Below are 19,490 nucleotides of genomic sequence, written 5' to 3' on the forward strand. Positions count from 1 at the left end.
ACGATAAGATAAAATATTCAAGTGGGAAATATGAATTATTTAGTTATATGAATTAGACGGAGGCTAAAAATGAGTGAGATACTATTTTCGGGAATTTCTCCCATTACATTTTTTCCGATAAGACTTGAAACAAGGTTTTATCCCTATAAAAGAAAAGAAGGAACTAAACCTGATGAATTACATATTCGCATTTATCCGGACATTATTCATATTGACAGCCATGAAAAAGAGCTAACAGAATTTGAAAAAGAAATGGGTAAGCAATTCTGGACCCAATTGTTGAATGCTGAAAATAATGTGAATATAAAAGATGACTTATGGAATCAGCTTGTTAGCACATTAGGAGCAGAGAGAGCATCATGGGTAGCACGAATAATGAAACCTAATCTTAACAATGCTATTGAATTTCCAAATGTTGAATTAAAGGATAGTTCATGGACAAGGCCAGCGTTAGTAAGATTACTGCCTACTAAATGGAGAGCAGTTGCTATACTTGGAAATCAGAAAATTACTGCGGTGGGTAAAAACATAATTACGCCTCTGCCTATCTCAATAGACCCGTTAAGTACTAAAACAGAAATTGATTGGCTTATTGACTTTAATAAGGCACTTGATGCAGGTATGGCAATCAAGCTTCCGTTGTCTTCTGAAATGAAAACTAATGGGATTGACAGACTATTAGTTTATGGAATTAAAGAAAATCAAAATGGTGCAAGTGGAGCAGAGGAACTGAAAGAAGTACTAAATGCTCACTATTATACTGATGGCTTTGGATATATTGAACCGGGTACTCCTACCAATAATACTGAAAATACCTTTAGTGGCTATGACAAAAGTGATCCGCAATACATTTCAGGCTATTCAATTTTTGAACAGGATGATTTTAATTCTGATGAAAAATCTTCTGCTTCAAGAACTGCAAAATATATGGGTATAAGCTTATCACAAACAGGACAATTTGATGAAAAAGTTAACTCGTTTGTTTATGCTGCTAACAGACATTGCAGAGAGGAATTATTTTCTGAAGCTGTAAATGAAGGGCTATGGGCTTCTACTTGGGGTTACTTTTTATCACAAATGCTTGTTGAATCAGAGGGAGAATATGCAAGTAATACTTGCAGCTATTCGAAAATTGAAGAAAGAGCATATTTTAACTATTTAGAAAGAGAACGATTGAAAAGAGAAGATTGGCTGAAGTCTGAACTTGAAGCTATTGCAGAAGTAGTGTATAATGAACAAATTTATAAATATATAGATAAGAAAACGTATACTAGAGAAGAGGCTCTTAAAAAAGCTGAAAATATTCAGAAAGGATATGAAAGTTGGGATACATTTTTGCAGCAGTGGGTTTATGCTAGAAAACAAGCCAATCCTTATATTAACATAAATGTAGAAGCTTTAAGGAGAGAAATTATTCAGACCATAAATTTTAAGGCATACATAAAATGGAAAGAAAGAGGAAGTATTATTGGAGATCGTGATTCAGACTGGATACGGGCAGAGAAGCAGCTTTATCTCGATAGGGTTTCCAAATATGCATATTTAAGATGGGAGTGGAGAAATTCTATAAAAATGGATGATTCTCCAGAAAATGATTGGTATGCTGGAGAACGTGCTCTTAGTTACTCGGCTGATTCAATTAAAGTAGGAAGAAAACACTTTACTAAATATGTTCGACCTGGAGGGCCTCTTCCTGCTATCAGAATTGCAAATCAGCCATATGGAGTATTACCTGTAATGTCATTAGATAATTGGAAGCCTAGTGAAAATGAGAATAATCTAGAGAAATTAGTAAAGGCAATTAATGTACTAAAAAGCAAAGTATGGCTTCCCTCTGTGTCAAATGTTCCAAGAATAGGCTGTAATGAAAATGAAACTGAAAACAAGGAATTGTCTGATTTACTTACAATATTAATGACAAGTCCTTTAAGTCAAGAGTTTGATGCTTCAATGAGGCTTAGTTATGAATTTGTTAAAAGTATTCTTCGTATAACTAATAAGGAAGTCAGCGGTAACTGGGAAATGACACTGAATGCTTCAAATAAAGTGATTTTAGATGCTTTAGGGATTTCGTGGCTACCAAGAATAAATTCATTTGTAGGTACAAAGGATATTTTAACTGTATCGATACCATTAATTGGGGAAAAGGACAAAGAAATTCTTGATTGGTTTGTAGGCTCAAAAAATGTAACATTGTTAGAGGCACTTAAAAATGATGATGAACATATGCCTGATAACTTAAAAAATTCCAAGTCTCTTTTGTATTTACTATTGCGTCACAGCTGCTTAAGAGAGCTTGTTGATGCTGCTATTAGTATTCTTAAAGATAATAACAAGCTAAAGGATTGGGAACATCTTGATGCAGACCTTATTAATATGAAGATTGAAGACAGTAGTGAACCATCACGCATTGTATGGGAACTTTTTAATAGAAGAATTACTATAGAAAATACGGTAATAAATACAAATCGTCCTATAAGAGCAAATACAATAACTGTAGGTACATATATAGAAAAAAATTATAAAAATTGCAGTGAGGATTCACCTCTATATGGTTTGAGAAAGTTTATGGAGGCAGTTGAAACCATAAAAGATGCTTCTTATCAACAGATAGATCGCCTCGTAAGACAAACCCTTGACTCTGCTTCTCACCGACTTGATGCATGGATTACATCTTTTGCTACACGCCGCTTGTCGGAAATAAGAGACAGAGGAATAGAAGGAACACTGATTGGAGGCTTTGGATGGGTAGAGGATTTAAAAGCACAGGAAGGAGAACATTCTAATGCGCAAAGCAATACAAATATGAATAAAACACAAGATGGATTCATACATGCTCCTTCTATAAGGCAGGCTATAACAGCAGGAGTGTTAAGAAGTGCATATCTGGCGCATGCAAGCGATAATGGTAACTCTTGTGCAATAAATCTATCTTCTTCTAGAGTAAGAAAAGCAGAATGGCTTTTAGACGGTATGAGACAGGGGCAAACACTTTCTAGTCTATTAGGATACTTATTCGAAAAGGAACTTCATAAAGGACAGGCAGATGAGTACATTGATGATTTTAGAGTGATCGCGCCGCTAGAAGCTGAGGTTATTGAAAGCAGTGATGATGCAAGTGGTGCAAACAGCTATGTATTATCAAAGCCTAATACTTTGGATGGATTGAAGCTTCATGAAATGTGGAAGGACAATTCAAGCAATCCTGCAATTATAGATTTACTCGATAATATAAAGCATAACTCTCTAGCAAAGTATAACCTTGTAGTTGCTGCGTTAGATGCTTTAGAAGATGCATTTGACTGTGTTTCTGATGCTCTTATTGCCGAAAGTGTTCATCACACGGTAAATGGTAATCCAGAGAGAGCATCAGCTATATTAAATATGCTTTCTAAAGGGGAAGGCCCAATACCACAACTAGAGTTTACAAAAACACCAAGGACAGGTAAAAACATATCTCACAGGATTATAGCATTGAAAGCTTGTGGCTTTGAGATATCAGGTTTGTGGAATACATCTGGAAGGCATAGAGCAGTACACTCTCAGGAACTAGAAGCACAGGTTCAAAAATTGCTGCCATCACCTAAAAAAGTAAGATGCAAAGTAAAGATAAATAAAAATGGAAAAATAAATAAAGGTGAAGAGCTTATGATAGACACTGATATTTATTTAAGTGAATGTGAACTTTGTGCTCTTGATTATGTTTATGAAGCTAGGACAGGAAGTGATGTAATTCCTTTAATTATCAAATTATCAATTATTGCTGCGGCATGTAAAAAGAACAATATACCTCTTGATTTTTCAGCTGAGGTAGAATACGCAGTAAATAAAAGTTTTTCGCCAGATGAGATCACAGTTCCAGAGTTTATGAGAGTTTGCGCTTTAGTTAGGCAGGTTTTAGGAAAATCAAGGGCATTAACTCCCGATGATTTTGTATCACCAGAAGCAGGATATATAGAACAGGTGGAGGATATGAATTTGACTGCTTCTGCTCAGTCAGCAAATAACCTGTTAAGAAGATTACATGACAGAATATCTCAATACATTACTTCGGATGAGATTGTTTCAACGGAAGAAGCCTATATGCTGTTTACTGAAGCTTCAGAATTAGGCATAAACGGAGCTGCTGAAGCTGCGGTTAAAAATACAAAGGAAAGTGCATATCCTGTAGAAGCCGAAATTAAAAAACGTATTAAAGAATTAGATAGTCTGATTAATAGTGAATCAGGTATATCCAACGGAGCAGCACAAGAAAATAATATTAGTGATATTAATAAATATAATATTGAAATTATAAGAACAGTATTCGGCGGAGAGTTTTTAGTAACACCGAGATTCAATATATTGAATGCTGATACCTTCAATGAAGCAGTTTATAATGGTCGAAAAATTGCAACCTCATCTGCTGTAAGAAGATGGTTTGGCAATATGTCTAGAGTTCACGGAGGTGCGGCAGTCTTTAATAGATACCTTTTAGCAGGTTCTGCATTAAGAATTAATATAATGAATTCTTTTTCAGCTATACAATTACCCGTAATTCAAAATGAGAAATGGGTAGGTAATACATTAAATGAAAATGGAATAGATGGATCTCGCTTAAATCTTGTAATATTCGGAGAAAAATTACAAGAGGACTATAATTCTGTTTCAGGATTTGTTATAGATGAATGGAATGAGACTATTCCAAACAAAGAGGAGACAACAGGAATTGCATTTCATTATGATAGCCCTGGTTCAGAGCCTCCTCAGACAATTTTAATAGCAGTTCAGCCTGATATTAATGATAAGAAATGGACTACCGATATGCTGGAAATGGTATTGCATGAAACACTTGAACTAGCGAAAATCCGTTCAGTAGGGAGAAATGAATTAAATGATTTGGGGCAGATATTGCCAGCAATATACCTGACAAATAATTTAAATAAAGATACAGTATCAACAGAACTTTTCCCGATGGAATAAATGGCAAGAAAGGATGATAATAATGCCAAACCCTTCAATTACAACATGGACAAGGCTTGAGCCAAACCCATTAAGCGATAATATGACCCCCTCTTTGGAGGCTTGTGTATATGATCCAGCTTGGATGATTGCAAGACAATGGCAGATTGGTGAATTTCACGGAGAAGATGCCGGAACTCCTATTGATGTATCTATTGAGGTAAATGCAGCTCCTTTAGTTACGTTTCAGACAAAAAATGGAAACTATATAGAAATCAAAGGAGTTCCTTTGGAGAATTTGGCTGGAGCGGAGCAAAAGGGTGAATTATTGCCCTTTGAAGTAGCTGAAGCAGGAATGGAGTTTCTTAATATATGTTATGAAAATAATATAAGCAATAAGGTTATTGAAAATATTGTTAATGAGTTTCCTCTGAAAAGAAATGAAAATGATATCATTGATAGTACTGGAGAATATTTGCTTGATTTGCTTGAAGGATGTTCAGATAGGATGCTTGGTTTGCCTAATGTATTTTCATTAGATAAGTCCGGTTATAAAACACTTGAAGAAATGCTGCGAAATACACAACGAAATAAAACTCCAGATTCAAAATTAAATATACCATCAAATGAAGCAGATGCTTTTGTGAAGGTTGCTTGTGAATGGATAGAATGGTTTGATTCATTTATGTATTATTCATCAGATCAAGAGGATTCATGGGATAATGAGAGAATGGAATACAGCTTTAAAGCTGAAGCTAGAGATATAAAGGGAACATCTATAATATTTAAGGCTGACGAATGGAACGGCAGTCAACTTGATTGGTACAGCATGGATATTGATGATTCCAATACAGAATATAAAAAGCTTCAGATTAACATGCCAAAGCTTATTGGAATGGATGATAGCTATAAAAAAAGTCATCAAGGATTACCTACCATGCTTACATATCAAGGTATGCCATGTTCTCGTTGGTGGGAGTTCGAGGATGCACAGGTGAATTTTGCACAAATTGATTGTGAGAAAAATGATATTGCCAGAATGTTAGTTGTAGAGTTTGCATGTGCATATGGAAACGATTGGTATTTGATTCCTATGGAACTTCCTATTGGTGCTATTTATACAATCAAAAATTTCAAAGTTAAAAATACTTTTGGAGAAGAACAGGAAATTTTCCCTGTAAGTGGTTCTTCAAGTGGTGATTTAAATGATTGGTGTCTTTTCAACCAAAGCTATTCAAATAATAAAAAAACATATCAGGGGTTGTTACTATACCCAAGAGCAAATATTGATAAGAGTGAAGCAATAGAGCAGGTGGAATTCTTCAGAGATGAAATGGCAAATATGGCATGGGCTGTAGAAAAACATGTTGAAAGTTCTGATGGGCGTAAGTTTGACAGAAATAGAAACTATACTTCAAATAAGAGCAAAGCCGTTACTGATAAAGACAAGCACAATAGCAATTCATATACAGAAAAACTGCTTGAATATAAATTAGTTAGTGAAATACCGCAGCACTTTTTCCCATTGGTTCCTAAGGCACCTATTACACCTGCATCAAAGCCAGAACACATTTATCAAATGCTCTTGATGTCTTCAGATTTAAAGCCTTTTGGAGAAATTTTGAATTCTTCTGATGACATTAATATTTCGCAGGAAGAAATACCAGCAGAAGGCATTGAAGTTACAAGAAATTATATGGTGACACGGTGTGATGACGGTAAAACTCTTTTATGCAGAATTAAGCAAAAGAAGACAGGCAGAGGTGAAGGCTCAAGCGGATTAGAATATGATAAGGCTGAATAATCAGCCTTTTCTTTATTTTTGTTATCAGCACAGTATTGTAAACAATTAAAAAAAATGATATAGTATTCAAGTAATTATAGAGTCTAATATAAAAATTAGTTGAATTACAACTAAATAAGACAGTTCGCGAAGTCCTGTCTATAAACAAAACTAATTTTAATAGTATTGTCGGAATTTAATGGGGCAGTTTATTTATTCTATTTTAAAATGTTGTTTATAGTAGAGCCGAGGGGTTCTTTTTTTTTGAGTGAGAACTACTTGTAAGCTTGAGTTAAAAAAATTGCTGTTGGTGATTTAAGATGCCTGAAACAGCCATAAGTCTAATCTACAAATATTATTTAATAGATAAATGTTCAGTACATTTTAGTGTTGTTTTTGATAAAATAAAAATGCAGACTATATTGAAGACTTTATTACAGTTTTTGAAGCAAAATAAAATAAATGGAGTCAGATTGAAGCCGAAGATACATAAAATTATCTGACATCCAAGTATGAGAGGGGTATAATATACTAATGATAGATAGAGCAAAAATTGAAGAACATATTAGAGGTATATTGTTGGCAATTGGCGAAAACCCAAATAGAGAGGGGCTTGTGGATACCCCTGCTCGTGTAGCTAAAATGTACGAAGAAATATTCGAAGGCATAGGATATACCAATAATGAAATTGCAGAAATGTTTAATAAAACCTTTGAAGAAGATTTAGAAATACCTGAGGATAATAAGGAAATGGTTATTATGAAGGATATTGAGATATTTAGCTATTGCGAGCACCATTTGGCATTGATGTACAATATGAAGGCTACTATTGCATATATCCCCAATAAGAAAATTATCGGACTAAGTAAAATAGCACGAATTGCTGACATGGTATCAAGACGCCTGCAGCTTCAAGAACGAATAGGCTCTGATATAGCTGAAATAATGCAGAAGGTTACTGGCTCGGAGGATGTTGCAGTTATAATTGAGGGACAACATGCATGCATGACTGCTAGAGGAATAAAAAACACTAAAGCAGTTACTAAAACAACTACTTTGCGTGGAAAGTTTGAATCAGATGACAGTATAAATAGCAAATTGTTTATGATGCTAAAATAGAGTTGAAATAGATTTAAAAAGATTTGAAATATATAGGAGAAACTTAAATGACAGTAAAGCACAAAGGATTTATTAATATTGGAAAAAATGTATGGGAGTGGGGTAAACGCACTTACATAATGGGTATACTAAATGTAACACCTGACTCATTTTCAGATGGTGGTAAATTCAATAATGAAAAGACTGCTTTAAAACAGGCAATACGTATGGTTGATGAAGGTGCTGACATTATTGATGTAGGCGGTGAATCAACAAGACCAGGCAGTACTGTGATTTCAGAGCAGGAAGAAATTGAGCGTGTTATTCCAATTATTCAATTGCTAAGCAAAGAACTAAATATTCCAATATCAGTTGATACATACAGAGCCAAAACAGCAGAAGCAGCTATAAATGCAGGTGCCCATATGATTAATGATGTATGGGGCTTAAAATATGATGACCAAATGGCATCAGTAGCAGCTAAATATAATGTGCCTGTCTGTATCATGCACAATAGAACTACTGGTACAGAATATCATAACCTTATTGAGGACATGCTCATAGAGTTGACTCAAAGTATAGAACTGGCGCACAAAGCGGGAATCAAGGATGAAAATATAATTATTGATCCTGGTATTGGATTTGCAAAAACCTTTGAACAGAATTTGGAGGTTATGAGACAATTAGATGCATTTAAAAGACTAGGCTATCCAATTTTACTTGGAGCCTCTAGAAAATCCTTCATTGGCAAGATTCTTGATTTAGAGGTTAATGACAGGCTGGAAGGAACGCTTGCAATAACTGCTGCTGGAATTATCAAGGGTTGTGACATAGTGAGAGTGCATGATATTAAGGAAAATGTTCGTGTATCAAAAATTATAGATTGTTTAGAAAGGAAATCCTAATAATGGATAAGATAATTGTTGAAGATCTTGAAATATATGCTTATCATGGTGTCGCTAATGAAGAAAAAGCATTGGGGCAAATGTTTGTTCTTTCTATTGAAATAGGTGCTGATTTAGAAAATGCAGCTAGAAGCGATAACCTTAACGACACAATAAATTACTCTGCAGTTTGTAAAACAGCTGTTGCTGTTTTGCAGTCGGAAAGCTATGATTTAATTGAGACAGCTGCATATAAAGTAATTGAAGGAATATTTAAAAGATTTAAAAATGCACAAACGGTAAAGGTTTTATTAAAAAAGCCGTGGGCGCCAATGGGACAGCATCTGAAATATGCTGCTGTAGAGCTTGAGCGCAAACGAGGTGACAGAAATGACTGGTAAAATTGCTACTGCCTATATAGCTCTTGGGTCAAATATAGGTAATCGTGAAGATAATCTAAATAAAGCTATAGAAATGTTGAAGCAAAATGATGAGGTTGAGGTAAATAAAATCTCATCATATTTAAATACAGCTCCTGTTGGATATACAGATCAGCCAGATTTTTTAAATGCAGTTGTTGAAGTTAAAACAACATTATCTCCTCATAAGCTGCTTATGGTATGCTCTGATATCGAGAAAAAGCTGAAAAGAGAAAGAATTATCCATTGGGGTCCTCGGACTATAGATTTGGACATTCTCTTATATGAGGATTTAGTTTTAAATCATGAGGATTTAGTTATTCCGCATCCTAGAATGCATGAGAGAGAATTTGTATTAAAGCCTCTAAAGGAAATTGCACCAAAAGCCTTTCATCCAGTATTGAAAAAAACTATTGAAGACATATCATTGTAACTTCATTCATACAAAGTGTCTGTTGCAAGACAAGAAATAATATATCAGTAGTATATTAGTACTCCAGTGCAATATATATCTATTGCTTGCTCACGAAATTGACGCTGAAATAATTACGGTGAAGAACAAGCACTTCCGCCGACCGTATTAAACTCGACTTCCTTGTCTCGGATTAATACTCACAGCTACTGACTTTCGCTGTGTCGGCTGTAATACTTGTTCTTCACCTATTATTTCTAGCTTCAACTACTAACCGAGCATCGCAACTAGATATATATTACTACTTAGTACTATTTTTGCAAAAAACATCGGGATGCGGCAAATTTGTTTGGTAACAGCACATATAATGTTTTATCATTAAATAAGTGATGAGATAGTTAATTATATCAACAGCTACATTCAGCATCCAAGCTTCATCATTTCGTTGGTATACATTAACTATTCTTCGCCTACAAATTCAAATAAATATCTTTAACCAAGTAACCCATTTCTCTAAGTTGTACTCGCATACCAATAAATGCAATAAGTAATTTATCTGCAAACTCAGTTCCTATTATTTCTAGCTTCAATTTCTAACCGAGCATCGCAACTAGATATATATTACACTCGCGTACTATTTTTGCAAAAAACATCGGGATGCAGCAAGTTTGTTTGGTAACAGCACATATAATGTTTTATCATTAAATAAGTTATGAGATAGTTAATTATATCAACAGCTACATTCAGCATCCATGTTCTTCGTTTCGTTAGTAGACATTAGCTTTTCTTCGCCTACAAATTCAAATAAATATCTTTAACCAAGTAACCCATTTCTCTAAGTTGTACTTGCATACCAATAAATGCAATAAATGATTTTTCTGAAAACCCATTCCTAAATAAACTAGCATAACGAGTTATTTTATTTAATCAATCAAATTTTCTCTTGCTTAAACTCAAAGTTTTCTATCTATAACATATCACTGAATATTATGTTGAATTTTGCAAAAACATTAGAATCAAATTTTTAATTTTTACTATTGACATGTATAGAATTAAGCTGTATATTTATATAAAGTAAATCTATACAATTCACATAGAAATACTATGAAATAAAAAATGTATGAATCTTCTTTATCAAAGAAGAATAAATGGGGGAATATTATGGGGAAAAAATATTGGGCAGAAGAAATTGAAACTATAGGAAGAGATGAATTAGAAGCATATCAGCTTGAAAAACTAAAGTCTCAGATTAAATTAGCATATGAAAAATCCACTTACTACAGAGAAGTCTTTGATGAATCTGGTTTATCACCAGAAGATATAAAAACACTTGACGATATAAGAAAGTTTCCGATATTAACAAAACAAACTATAAGAGATAGACAAAGCCAAAAACCTATACTTGGTGATTTAGTTACAGTAGATGAAGAACAGGTTGTTTTTATTTCTTCATCCAGTGGCTCAACAGGAGTACCTACAGCTAGTCCTTTTACCAAGATTGATTTTGATGAATTTCAGGATGTACAGAGCAGGCTTTTTTGGGCAGCAAGCATGAGGCCTAAGGATAGATACATACATGCACTAAACTTTTCATTATTTGTTGGAGGGCCGGATGTAATCGGAGCACAAAACTTAGGAGCGCTTTGTATTTGGGCCGGTACAATTCCAGCTGACAGACTTCTATTTATTCTAAAGGAATATCAGCCAAATATAATTTGGACAACGCCATCATATGCATGGTATCTTGGAGAAACAGCAATTAAAAAAGGTATAGATATTAAAAAAGAGTTAGCAATAAGAACAATTATTGTAGCAGGAGAGCCCGGTGGTTCAATACCAGCAACTAGAGAAGCTATTGAAAATTTATGGGGTGCTACAGTATATGACTTCTATGGTATTTCTGATATATTTGGAGCTTGCGCAGGTGCATGTGAATATCATGACGGCCTTCATATTGCAGAAGATCATATATTAGTTGAAGTAGTGGACGAAAAGACAGGAGAGCCTGTTGCAGAAGGTGAAAGAGGCGAAATGCTGCTTACCACACTTAGAAAAGAAGCAAGGCCCATGATTAGATTTAAAACTGGAGATATTGTTACATATACCAATCAAAAGTGCCGATGCGGACGTACCCACAAGAGAATTAACATTGTTGGAAGAGTAGATGATATGTTTATTTGCAGTGGCGTAAATGTATTTCCAAGTGACATAGAAGTAGTAATCAGAAATATAGAGGACTTAACAGGCGAATATAGGATTACAGTACTTACTGATAATCACATTACTAAATTTAATGTAGAGGTTGAAAAACGTAAAACTTCAACAATTGAAAATGAGAAATTAATAGACATTATTTCAAAAGAACTTAAAACACATCTTGGAATAAAGCCTAAAGAAATTATTTTGCTTAATGACGGTGAACTTCCAAGAGCTACTCATAAAGCAAAAAGAATAGTGGATATTAGAGAAAATAAGTAAGCACAATTTCATTATTTTATAGTACCAATTATGGATGCAGAGGAAGGTTGTATATATGCCAAAATTAAGTACCAGATTAGACGGATTTACAGAATCTATTATTAGAAAAATGACAAGAATTGCAAATCAATATGGTGCAATAAATCTTGCACAGGGTTTTCCAGACTTTGACCCGCCAAAGGAATTAATAGAAGAACTTCAAAAGGTTGCTTTAGAAGGACCGCATCAGTATGAAATCACTTGGGGTTCCAAGCTTTTTAGAGAAACTCTGGCACAGAAGCAGCAGAAATTTATGAATATTAAGATAAATCCAGATGAAAATATAGTGGTCACCTGTGGCAGCACAGAAGCCATGATGACTGCTATGATGTCTGTTTGTGAAGTAGGAGAAAAAGTAGCTATATTTTCACCCTTTTATGAAAACTATGCAGCAGATACAATTCTCTGTGGTGCGGAGCCAATATATGTTCCATTAAATCCACCTGAGTTTACCTTTGACAAGGCACAGCTTGAAGAAGCGTTCAAACAAGGTGCTAAGGCATTAATATTATGCAATCCCTCCAATCCGATAGGAAAGGTATTTACAGAGGAAGAACTTACATTTATAGCTCAATTGGTGACAAAGTATGATGCTTTTGTAATAACTGATGAAGTATATGAACATATTGTATATGAACCAAACAAGCATATATACTTTGCCTCCTTACCGGGTATGTTTGAAAGAACCATATCCTGCAGTTCACTTTCAAAAACATATTCCATCACAGGTTGGAGACTCGGCTATGTTATAGCTGCCAAAAATATTATAGATAACTGTAAAAAAGTACACGATTTTCTTACTGTAGGTGCGGCGGCACCATTGCAAAAAGCTGTTTTACCGGGACTTTCCTTCGGAGATGAATATTACATAGAATTAAATAAGCTTTATACCCAAAAGAGAGAGCTATTTTTAAATGGACTTGATGCAATAGGTCTTAAATATCATAAACCTGAAGGTGCTTATTATGTAATGGTAGACATAAGCGAATTTGGTATAAAGAATGATAACGAGTTTGCTGAAAAATTAGCAAAAACTGTAGGTGTTGCAGGTGTTCCAGGTTCCAGCTTTTTTAAAGAAAATATAAATAATTATATTAGGTTCCACTTTGCAAAGAAAAAAGAAACTCTAGAACAGGCACTTGAGCGTTTGCAAAATATAAGAAAACATTTTTAATTTTTTAATATTTATTTTTATATATTTTAAATTATCTATAGAATAACATACAAATTTAGATGTACTCAAGGTTGTTGTATAGAAACAAAAATGTTGCCATACTACACTGGAAAATTATCATATAGTTCTATTGATATTGATTCATATTGACTGTTGAATCAATGCTGGATGTATGTAATTCAAACGAAGTATCATATGTTAATGTTTTCTTGATTATCCATTTCATAATATATTGCAGTTAATTTAAATATATCTAGCTTGTGTTTATGTAAACTAACAAAGCCCATCTGTTAGCATTAAAAGGAGTATTAAAAAATGATTGAGATAACTTTTTTAGGAAGAGGAGGGCAAGGGGCATTTACTTCCTCTAGAATTTTAGGAGCAGCTGTAAGTCTCTATGAAAACAAATATGCACTAAGCTTTCCTAGCTTTGGACCTGAGAGGCGCGGTGCTCCAGTATTTGCATATACCAAAATTGATAATAAACCCATCAGGGATAGAAGTCAAAGTGAATTAAGCGATTATTTTGTAATACTTGATGACAGCTTATATACTGACAAACTGCTTACAAAGCTTAAGCCAAATGGAAAAATAATTCTTAATACATCACAGAACATAGAGTCAGAAAATATTATAGGCTTTAATGCTAACAATGCAGCAGAACAATTTCTAGGTGCTCCAATATCAAATACTGCAATGCTTGCGGTATTAGTGGCAAATACAAAGATTGTTTCCCGTGAGAATCTGCTTTCTGCAATAGATTACGATATGCCTCAGCGTTTAGCTGTAAAAAATAAAACTCTTGTAGAAAACATTTTTGAAGCTATTGAAGGAGTAAAGATATGACTAGAGCAATTGTAAACAAAAAATTCTCCGGAGAAATTCCCGTTGGTACTTATGGTCCTGCAATGCACTTAACGGAAACCTTGGAGGGTTGGAGAAATGAAAAACCAGTTATAAGTGCTGATGCTTGTAATAACTGTAAGCTTTGTTATTTAGTATGTCCAGAAGGAGTTATTTTTTCAGAGAATAATCAGATACAAATAGATTATCGCTTTTGTAAGGGCTGCGGTATCTGTGCGAAAGAGTGCAAGAGGGCTGCAATTATAATGGAGAAGGAGGTTACAGCTAATGGGTAATAAGGTTTTTGTTTCTGGCGATGAAGCTGTTGCGCTTGCTGTAAAGCTTGCAAAGCCAAAAGTCATAGCTGCATATCCTATAACTCCACAAACGATAGTTGTTGAGAGATTAGCAGAAATGGTTGAAAAGCGTGAACTAGATGCACAGTATATGTACGTTGAGTCTGAACATTCTGCATTAGCTGCTGTTATGGGAGCAAGTGTACTAGGAGCCAGAACTTTCACAGCAACGTCCTCTCAAGGTCTTCTGTATATGGCAGAGGTTATGCATTATGCAAGCGGAGGAAGAGTACCACTAGTTATGATGAATGCCAACAGAGCGTTAGCATTGCCTTGGAGCATTTTTGGAGACCAAAGAGATTCGCTGTCTTTGCTTGACAGCGGCTGGATACAAGCTTATGTGGAGGATGCTCAGGAAAGCTTGGATATGATAATTCAAGCCTATGCAATAGCAGAGAATAATAAGGTACTAACTCCAGTGATGATAAATTTAGATGGATTTGTACTTACACATACCTTTGAAGCAATAGAGGTACCTACCGAAGAACAGGTTTCAAGGTTTCTGCCTGAGTTTAACCTAGAAGGAAAAATGGATCTAAATAATCCAAAGAACTTATTTTTTTCTTCAAGTCCTGCAGATAATATAAAATTTAAATTTCAGCAACAGCAAGCTATAGAGGACGCCAAAGAAATTATAGCAGAGTTGGATAAACAATATAAAGAGATAACAGGAAGAGGCTATGGAGGCTTAGCTGTAGGTTATAAAACTGAGGATGCTGATACTATAATAATAACTTTAGGCAGCATAACTGGCTTGGTTAAGGACGTAGTAGATAGTCTTAGAAATGAGGGGCTTAAAGTAGGTGTTGTTAAAATAAGATTTATGCGCCCCTTTCCAGATAAAGAAATTCTTGAACTTTGCAAAAACGCAAAAAAAGTTGGTGTTCTAGAAAAAGATATTTCCTTTGGATATCATGGTACAGTTTATACAAATGTTGCAGATGCACTAAAGTCAGCAGGAATAGAGTTGGTTAACTATATTGCTGGTTTGGGCGGTAAAAATATTAGCTTTAATGATATTGAGAATATATTTAGAGAACTAATTAGTATAGATTCTGGGAGAAAAGTGCAAACATTAAATTTTGTAGGTGTTACGGATTAGCTAAAAATGTGAAGTTTATATTTCTTAAATTATTCGTATTATAGTTATTTTTTACTTCAAAATGCTTCGTATAGCTTTTGATAGTTGTTCTCTTCGTGTTACAGAAAAATTTGAGCAGCTATTTTGCAGTTTTTTATCAATCAAGCAATAGATATATACTTTTTAATTAATATGCAAATTGATGGATTTACCATTTTTATTTACCAAATAGGCGTGGAGGTTAGCTATAAAAAAATGTGTATGCAGTCATAAATCAGATGCGTACCTCCACAAAAAGTTCATTTTTCTTTATGTCAATTTTAGACGTGGAGGTTAGCTTAAAAAAATGTGTATGCAAATATAAATTAGATGCGTACCTCCACAAAAGTTACACTGTTTAATATGCTTAAAGTAGGCGTGGAGGTTAGCTTGAAAATAATGTGTATGCAGTCATAAATCAGATGCGTACCTCCCAAAAGTTACACTGTTTAATATGCTTAAAGTAGGCGTGGAGGTTAGCTTGAAAAAAATGTGTATGCAGTCATAAATCAGATGCGTACCTCCACAAAAGTTACACTGTTTATTATGCTTAAAGTAGGCGTGGAGGTTAGCTTGAAAAAAATGTGTATGCAGTCATAAATCAGATGCGTACCTCCACAAAAAGTTCATTTTTCTTTATGTCAATTTTAGACGTGGAGGTTAGTATGCTAAATAAATTAGAACAAGAAGAATATTTCTACGGTCATAAGGGTTGTGGAGGCTGTGGAGGAAGCTTAGCAGTAAGACTTGCACTAAAGGTGCTTGGGAAAAATACTTTTGTTGTATTACCTGCTGGTTGTATGTCAGCAGTAGGCTTTGTATATCCACAGCTATGCTTTGGTGTTAATGCATTAATATCACCTTTTGCAAGTACGGCAGCAATGCTTTCTGGTATACGAGCATCTGCAAATGCTTTGAATATACAGGATTGTAATGTAGTAGGCTTTGCAGGTGATGGAGGCACTGCAGATATTGGACTTCAAGCATTATCAGGGGCAATTGACAGAGGCGACAAAATAATTTATATATGCTATGACAATGAAGCATATATGAACACGGGAGTTCAACAGAGTAGTCTGACTCCTTACGGTGCAAGAACGACAACAACACCTCCGGGTGATTACATACATGGAAGTATTAATAATAAGAAAGATATGTTTGCAATTGTTGCAGCCCACCATATAAAATACGCTGCAACAGCAAGTATCGGAAATATACCTGACTATATCAGAAAAGTTGAAAAAGCCAAAAATACAAATGGCACATCCTATATTCATGTTGCAGCACCTTGTCCAACAGGATGGGGAATAGATAGTAGCGATACAGTATCAATTGCTAGAGAAGCTATTGAATGCGGGCTATGGTATTTAGCTGAATATGAAGACGGTGTATATAAATTGAATCAGAAAAAACATGAATTTACAAGCATTAAAGAATATTTAAAAAAGCAATCAAGATTTAAGCATGTAACTGATGAAGACATTGAAATAATTAAAAAACAAAGAGACCAAAAACTAGAATTTATAGAGCGAATGTGCAGTTAATAAGGCCTATTCCATAACTAGAATTTTAATTTCAGTAAACTGCTTACCAATTTCTTGATTAAGTCATTTTAATACAGAAATTACTGCTTTATAAATTCTAATATTAATATTTTGGAGTTAGAAGAAGGCTGATGCCTTATAAAAATATTAAAATTTAAAGTCTGATTTCTTCTAAATAAAAAAGCTCAAAATTTTGCTTGGAAGACTAAGGTTTAAAAAGTTAATTTATGAAAGGTGGAGAAAATTATGAAAAAAATATTAAGAATAAGTAGTGCAATCATTTTAACTTTAGCATTAGGATTAGATGCAGTAAGCTGCGGAAATAGTAATGACAATAAAGAAGCAACAAACTCGACAAAACAACAAGCAAAAAGTTCAGATTCCCAAAATGCTGAAAATAAAGAGATAAAGGAAATAGTTTTTGGAGTAGCGCCAGGACCATATGGTGATATGGCAAAATTGGCTATTCAACCTGAATTAGAGAAAAAGGGATACACTGTAAAGCTCATTGAGTTTAGTGATTATGTTCAGCCAAATCTTGCTCTGGGAAATGGCGAAGTAAATGTTAATATGTTTCAGCATTCTGTATACTTAGAGAATTTTGCAAAAGAACATAAATTAGAATTAAGTAGAGTTATCAGTATTCCAACTGCTGGTATGGGAATTTTCTCAAAAAAACATAAGACACTTTCAGAACTTCCTGAAGGAGCAGTTGTTACTCTTCCGAACGATGTTCCAAATTTGGCAAGAGCTCTAAGGTTCCTAGTACAAGAAAATTTAATAACATTAAAGCCTGATATTGACTTAACAAAGGCTTCTGAAAAGGATATTGCAGAAAATCCTAAAAAGTTGAAGTTTACCCCTGCAGAAGCAGCACAATTGCCAAGAACCTTAGAAAGTGCTGATATTGCAATAATTAACGGAAACTATGCTATTTCATCAGGCTTATCCTTGGCCGATGCTGTTGCAAAGGAAAAACTTGAAGAGCCCTATAAAAACATTATTGCAGTGAGAACAGCTGATAAGGATGCACAGTTTGTTAAGGATATTGAGGAAATAGTAAGATCTGAAGCATTTAGAACAGTAATTCTTGATAGCAAAAACATTTTTAAGGATTTTGATTTCCCAGAATGGTTTAAATAATTTTGCTGGAATGGAGAATAAATATGATTAAGCTTGAAAAATGCGAAGTTAACATTTAGTGCATACATGGATTTCTTCGCATTGCAAAAAGCCGCAAGCAGCTTTTTGTTAGTTTGATACAATCAAGCAAAGAACATACACTTTTTAATTACTATTTCGCTGAATACTACATAAGAATGGAGAATTATTATGATTAGGCTTGAGAAAGTTAGTGTAGAATTTGAGCAAAAACAGCATAAGAAGGTTACTGCTGTTAAGGATGTATCACTACATATTAAAAAAGGAGAAATTTTTGGTATCGTTGGTATGAGTGGGGCTGGAAAAAGCAGCCTCATCAGAACAATAAATGGCTTGCAAAAGCCTACTAGTGGTCATGTGTTTGTTGATGGTGAAGATATAACCAATATCAGTGGTAAACAGCTTCGAACAGTAAGAAAAAAAATCGGAATGATTTTTCAGCACTTCAACTTAATTTCAAGAAAGACGGTTGGTCAAAATATTGAGTATGCACTTAAAATTCAAAAGTATCCTAAAGAGCATAGAAAGACAAGAGTTAAAGAGTTGCTTGAAATTGTAGGATTGACAGAAAAAGAGCATGTTTATCCGGCGAATCTCAGTGGAGGTCAGAAGCAGCGTGTTGGTATTGCAAGAGCATTAGCAACTAACCCAAAGGTACTATTGTGTGATGAAGCTACTTCTGCACTAGATGTTCAAACCACAGATGAAATTTTGGAACTTTTAAAGAAAATTAATAAAGAACTACACATTACAATAGTTTTTATAACACATCAACTGGAAATAGCCAAGATATTGTTTGATAGAATTGCAGTAATGAGTGAAGGAAGGGTAATAGAAGAAAATGATACATATAATATTTTTGCATCACCATCTTGTGAAGTTACTCGTGCGCTAACAAAAGATAACATAAAATTGCCATCGGAGATGGTTAAAGCTGCAAAGGGTGAAATACTCACAGTTGTGTACAAAGGCGAAAGAAGTGTTGAACCAGTTATATCAAATGCTATTAAAAGGTTTAATATTACTATCAATATTTTGCACGGTAAAATTGAGTATATACAGCAACAGCCCATTGGGACATTGGTTGTTGCAATTGAAGGAAGCGAAGATGAACGTCAAAAGGCACGTCAATATATCTTTGAGAATGTAGAAGAAATTGTGCCATATAGACAGATTTCATAAACTTTATTTTTTGAGAATGATGGTGAGAATTCTTTAAACCCTAAAATTTGATGTTA

The 19,490-nt window shown here is 34.3% G+C and carries 14 protein-coding genes; all 14 read left to right on the forward strand.

Annotation, left to right across the window (positions count from 1 at the left end; translation table 11 throughout):
- Nucleotides 1-69: 69 nt before the first annotated feature.
- The 14 genes from EHE19_RS09630 to EHE19_RS09695 all read left to right on the forward strand — a co-directional run bounded on the left by EHE19_RS09630 (nt 70) and on the right by EHE19_RS09695 (nt 19,434).
- Nucleotides 70-4,962, forward strand: coding sequence for a hypothetical protein (locus tag EHE19_RS09630; protein WP_137696141.1), 4,893 nt, complete (start codon nt 70-72; stop codon nt 4,960-4,962).
- Nucleotides 4,963-4,984: 22 nt separating this feature from the next.
- Nucleotides 4,985-6,745, forward strand: a complete 1,761-nt coding sequence (locus EHE19_RS09635) for a hypothetical protein (protein WP_137696140.1) — start codon at nt 4,985-4,987, stop codon at nt 6,743-6,745.
- Between the two features lie 513 nt (nt 6,746-7,258).
- Complete coding sequence (gene folE / locus EHE19_RS09640) at nt 7,259-7,843, forward strand: GTP cyclohydrolase I FolE (protein ID WP_137696139.1); 585 nt, start codon at nt 7,259-7,261, stop codon at nt 7,841-7,843.
- Between the two features lie 47 nt (nt 7,844-7,890).
- Entirely contained in the window at nt 7,891-8,727 is an 837-nt protein-coding gene (gene folP, locus EHE19_RS09645; protein WP_137696138.1) for a dihydropteroate synthase, read from the forward strand.
- 2 nt (nt 8,728-8,729) lie between these two features.
- Nucleotides 8,730-9,107 carry a dihydroneopterin aldolase gene (gene folB / locus EHE19_RS20060; RefSeq protein ID WP_137696137.1) on the forward strand — a complete coding sequence of 126 codons (378 nt, stop codon included), beginning with the start codon at nt 8,730-8,732 and terminating at the stop codon, nt 9,105-9,107.
- Nucleotides 9,097-9,558, forward strand: coding sequence for a 2-amino-4-hydroxy-6-hydroxymethyldihydropteridine diphosphokinase (folK, locus tag EHE19_RS20065; protein WP_137696136.1), 462 nt, complete (start codon nt 9,097-9,099; stop codon nt 9,556-9,558). Before folB ends, folK begins: the two co-directional genes overlap by 11 nt.
- A gap of 1,140 nt (nt 9,559-10,698) precedes the next feature.
- A complete protein-coding gene (locus EHE19_RS09660) occupies nt 10,699-12,015 on the forward strand; it encodes a phenylacetate--CoA ligase family protein (protein ID WP_171003486.1) in 1,317 nt (438 codons plus the stop codon).
- A gap of 55 nt (nt 12,016-12,070) precedes the next feature.
- Nucleotides 12,071-13,228 carry a pyridoxal phosphate-dependent aminotransferase gene (locus tag EHE19_RS09665; protein WP_137696134.1) on the forward strand — a complete coding sequence of 386 codons (1,158 nt, stop codon included), beginning with the start codon at nt 12,071-12,073 and terminating at the stop codon, nt 13,226-13,228.
- 315 nt (nt 13,229-13,543) lie between these two features.
- On the forward strand, nt 13,544-14,074 hold the full coding sequence (locus EHE19_RS09670; protein WP_137696133.1) for a 2-oxoacid:acceptor oxidoreductase family protein: 531 nt from the start codon (nt 13,544-13,546) through the stop codon (nt 14,072-14,074).
- Entirely contained in the window at nt 14,071-14,367 is a 297-nt protein-coding gene (locus EHE19_RS09675) for a 4Fe-4S binding protein (protein ID WP_137696132.1), read from the forward strand. The genes EHE19_RS09670 and EHE19_RS09675 overlap by 4 nt, the downstream gene beginning before the upstream one ends.
- Nucleotides 14,360-15,529 (forward strand): transketolase C-terminal domain-containing protein, encoded by a 1,170-nt coding sequence (locus EHE19_RS09680; protein ID WP_137696131.1) that lies wholly within the window; start codon nt 14,360-14,362, stop codon nt 15,527-15,529. The genes EHE19_RS09675 and EHE19_RS09680 overlap by 8 nt, the downstream gene beginning before the upstream one ends.
- Nucleotides 15,530-16,212: 683 nt before the next feature.
- Complete coding sequence (locus EHE19_RS09685; RefSeq protein ID WP_137696130.1) at nt 16,213-17,091, forward strand: thiamine pyrophosphate-dependent enzyme; 879 nt, start codon at nt 16,213-16,215, stop codon at nt 17,089-17,091.
- A 246-nt stretch (nt 17,092-17,337) separates the two neighbouring features.
- Nucleotides 17,338-18,234, forward strand: a complete 897-nt coding sequence (locus EHE19_RS09690; RefSeq protein WP_137696129.1) for a MetQ/NlpA family ABC transporter substrate-binding protein — start codon at nt 17,338-17,340, stop codon at nt 18,232-18,234.
- 189 nt (nt 18,235-18,423) lie between these two features.
- A complete protein-coding gene (locus EHE19_RS09695; RefSeq protein WP_137696128.1) occupies nt 18,424-19,434 on the forward strand; it encodes a methionine ABC transporter ATP-binding protein in 1,011 nt (336 codons plus the stop codon).
- Nucleotides 19,435-19,490: the final 56 nt, after the last annotated feature.

The sequence above is a fragment of the Ruminiclostridium herbifermentans genome (assembly GCF_005473905.2).
GTDB classification, from domain to species: Bacteria; Bacillota; Clostridia; order Acetivibrionales; family DSM-1351; genus Ruminiclostridium; species Ruminiclostridium herbifermentans.

What these genes read in the sequence shown, in the direction of transcription:
- EHE19_RS09660 (WP_171003486.1), top strand. Translation starts at nt 10,699, where the DNA reads ATGGGGAAAAAATATTGGGCAGAAGAAATTGAAACTATAGGAAGAGAT.
- EHE19_RS09635 (WP_137696140.1), top strand. Translation starts at nt 4,985, where the DNA reads ATGCCAAACCCTTCAATTACAACATGGACAAGGCTTGAGCCAAACCCA.
- EHE19_RS09695 (WP_137696128.1), top strand. Translation starts at nt 18,424, where the DNA reads ATGATTAGGCTTGAGAAAGTTAGTGTAGAATTTGAGCAAAAACAGCAT.
- EHE19_RS09685 (WP_137696130.1), top strand. Translation starts at nt 16,213, where the DNA reads ATGCTAAATAAATTAGAACAAGAAGAATATTTCTACGGTCATAAGGGT.
- EHE19_RS09670 (WP_137696133.1), top strand. Translation starts at nt 13,544, where the DNA reads ATGATTGAGATAACTTTTTTAGGAAGAGGAGGGCAAGGGGCATTTACT.
- folB (WP_137696137.1), top strand. Translation starts at nt 8,730, where the DNA reads ATGGATAAGATAATTGTTGAAGATCTTGAAATATATGCTTATCATGGT.
- folP (WP_137696138.1), top strand. Translation starts at nt 7,891, where the DNA reads ATGACAGTAAAGCACAAAGGATTTATTAATATTGGAAAAAATGTATGG.
- EHE19_RS09630 (WP_137696141.1), top strand. Translation starts at nt 70, where the DNA reads ATGAGTGAGATACTATTTTCGGGAATTTCTCCCATTACATTTTTTCCG.
- EHE19_RS09690 (WP_137696129.1), top strand. Translation starts at nt 17,338, where the DNA reads ATGAAAAAAATATTAAGAATAAGTAGTGCAATCATTTTAACTTTAGCA.
- folE (WP_137696139.1), top strand. Translation starts at nt 7,259, where the DNA reads ATGATAGATAGAGCAAAAATTGAAGAACATATTAGAGGTATATTGTTG.
- EHE19_RS09680 (WP_137696131.1), top strand. Translation starts at nt 14,360, where the DNA reads ATGGGTAATAAGGTTTTTGTTTCTGGCGATGAAGCTGTTGCGCTTGCT.
- folK (WP_137696136.1), top strand. Translation starts at nt 9,097, where the DNA reads ATGACTGGTAAAATTGCTACTGCCTATATAGCTCTTGGGTCAAATATA.
- EHE19_RS09675 (WP_137696132.1), top strand. Translation starts at nt 14,071, where the DNA reads ATGACTAGAGCAATTGTAAACAAAAAATTCTCCGGAGAAATTCCCGTT.
- EHE19_RS09665 (WP_137696134.1), top strand. Translation starts at nt 12,071, where the DNA reads ATGCCAAAATTAAGTACCAGATTAGACGGATTTACAGAATCTATTATT.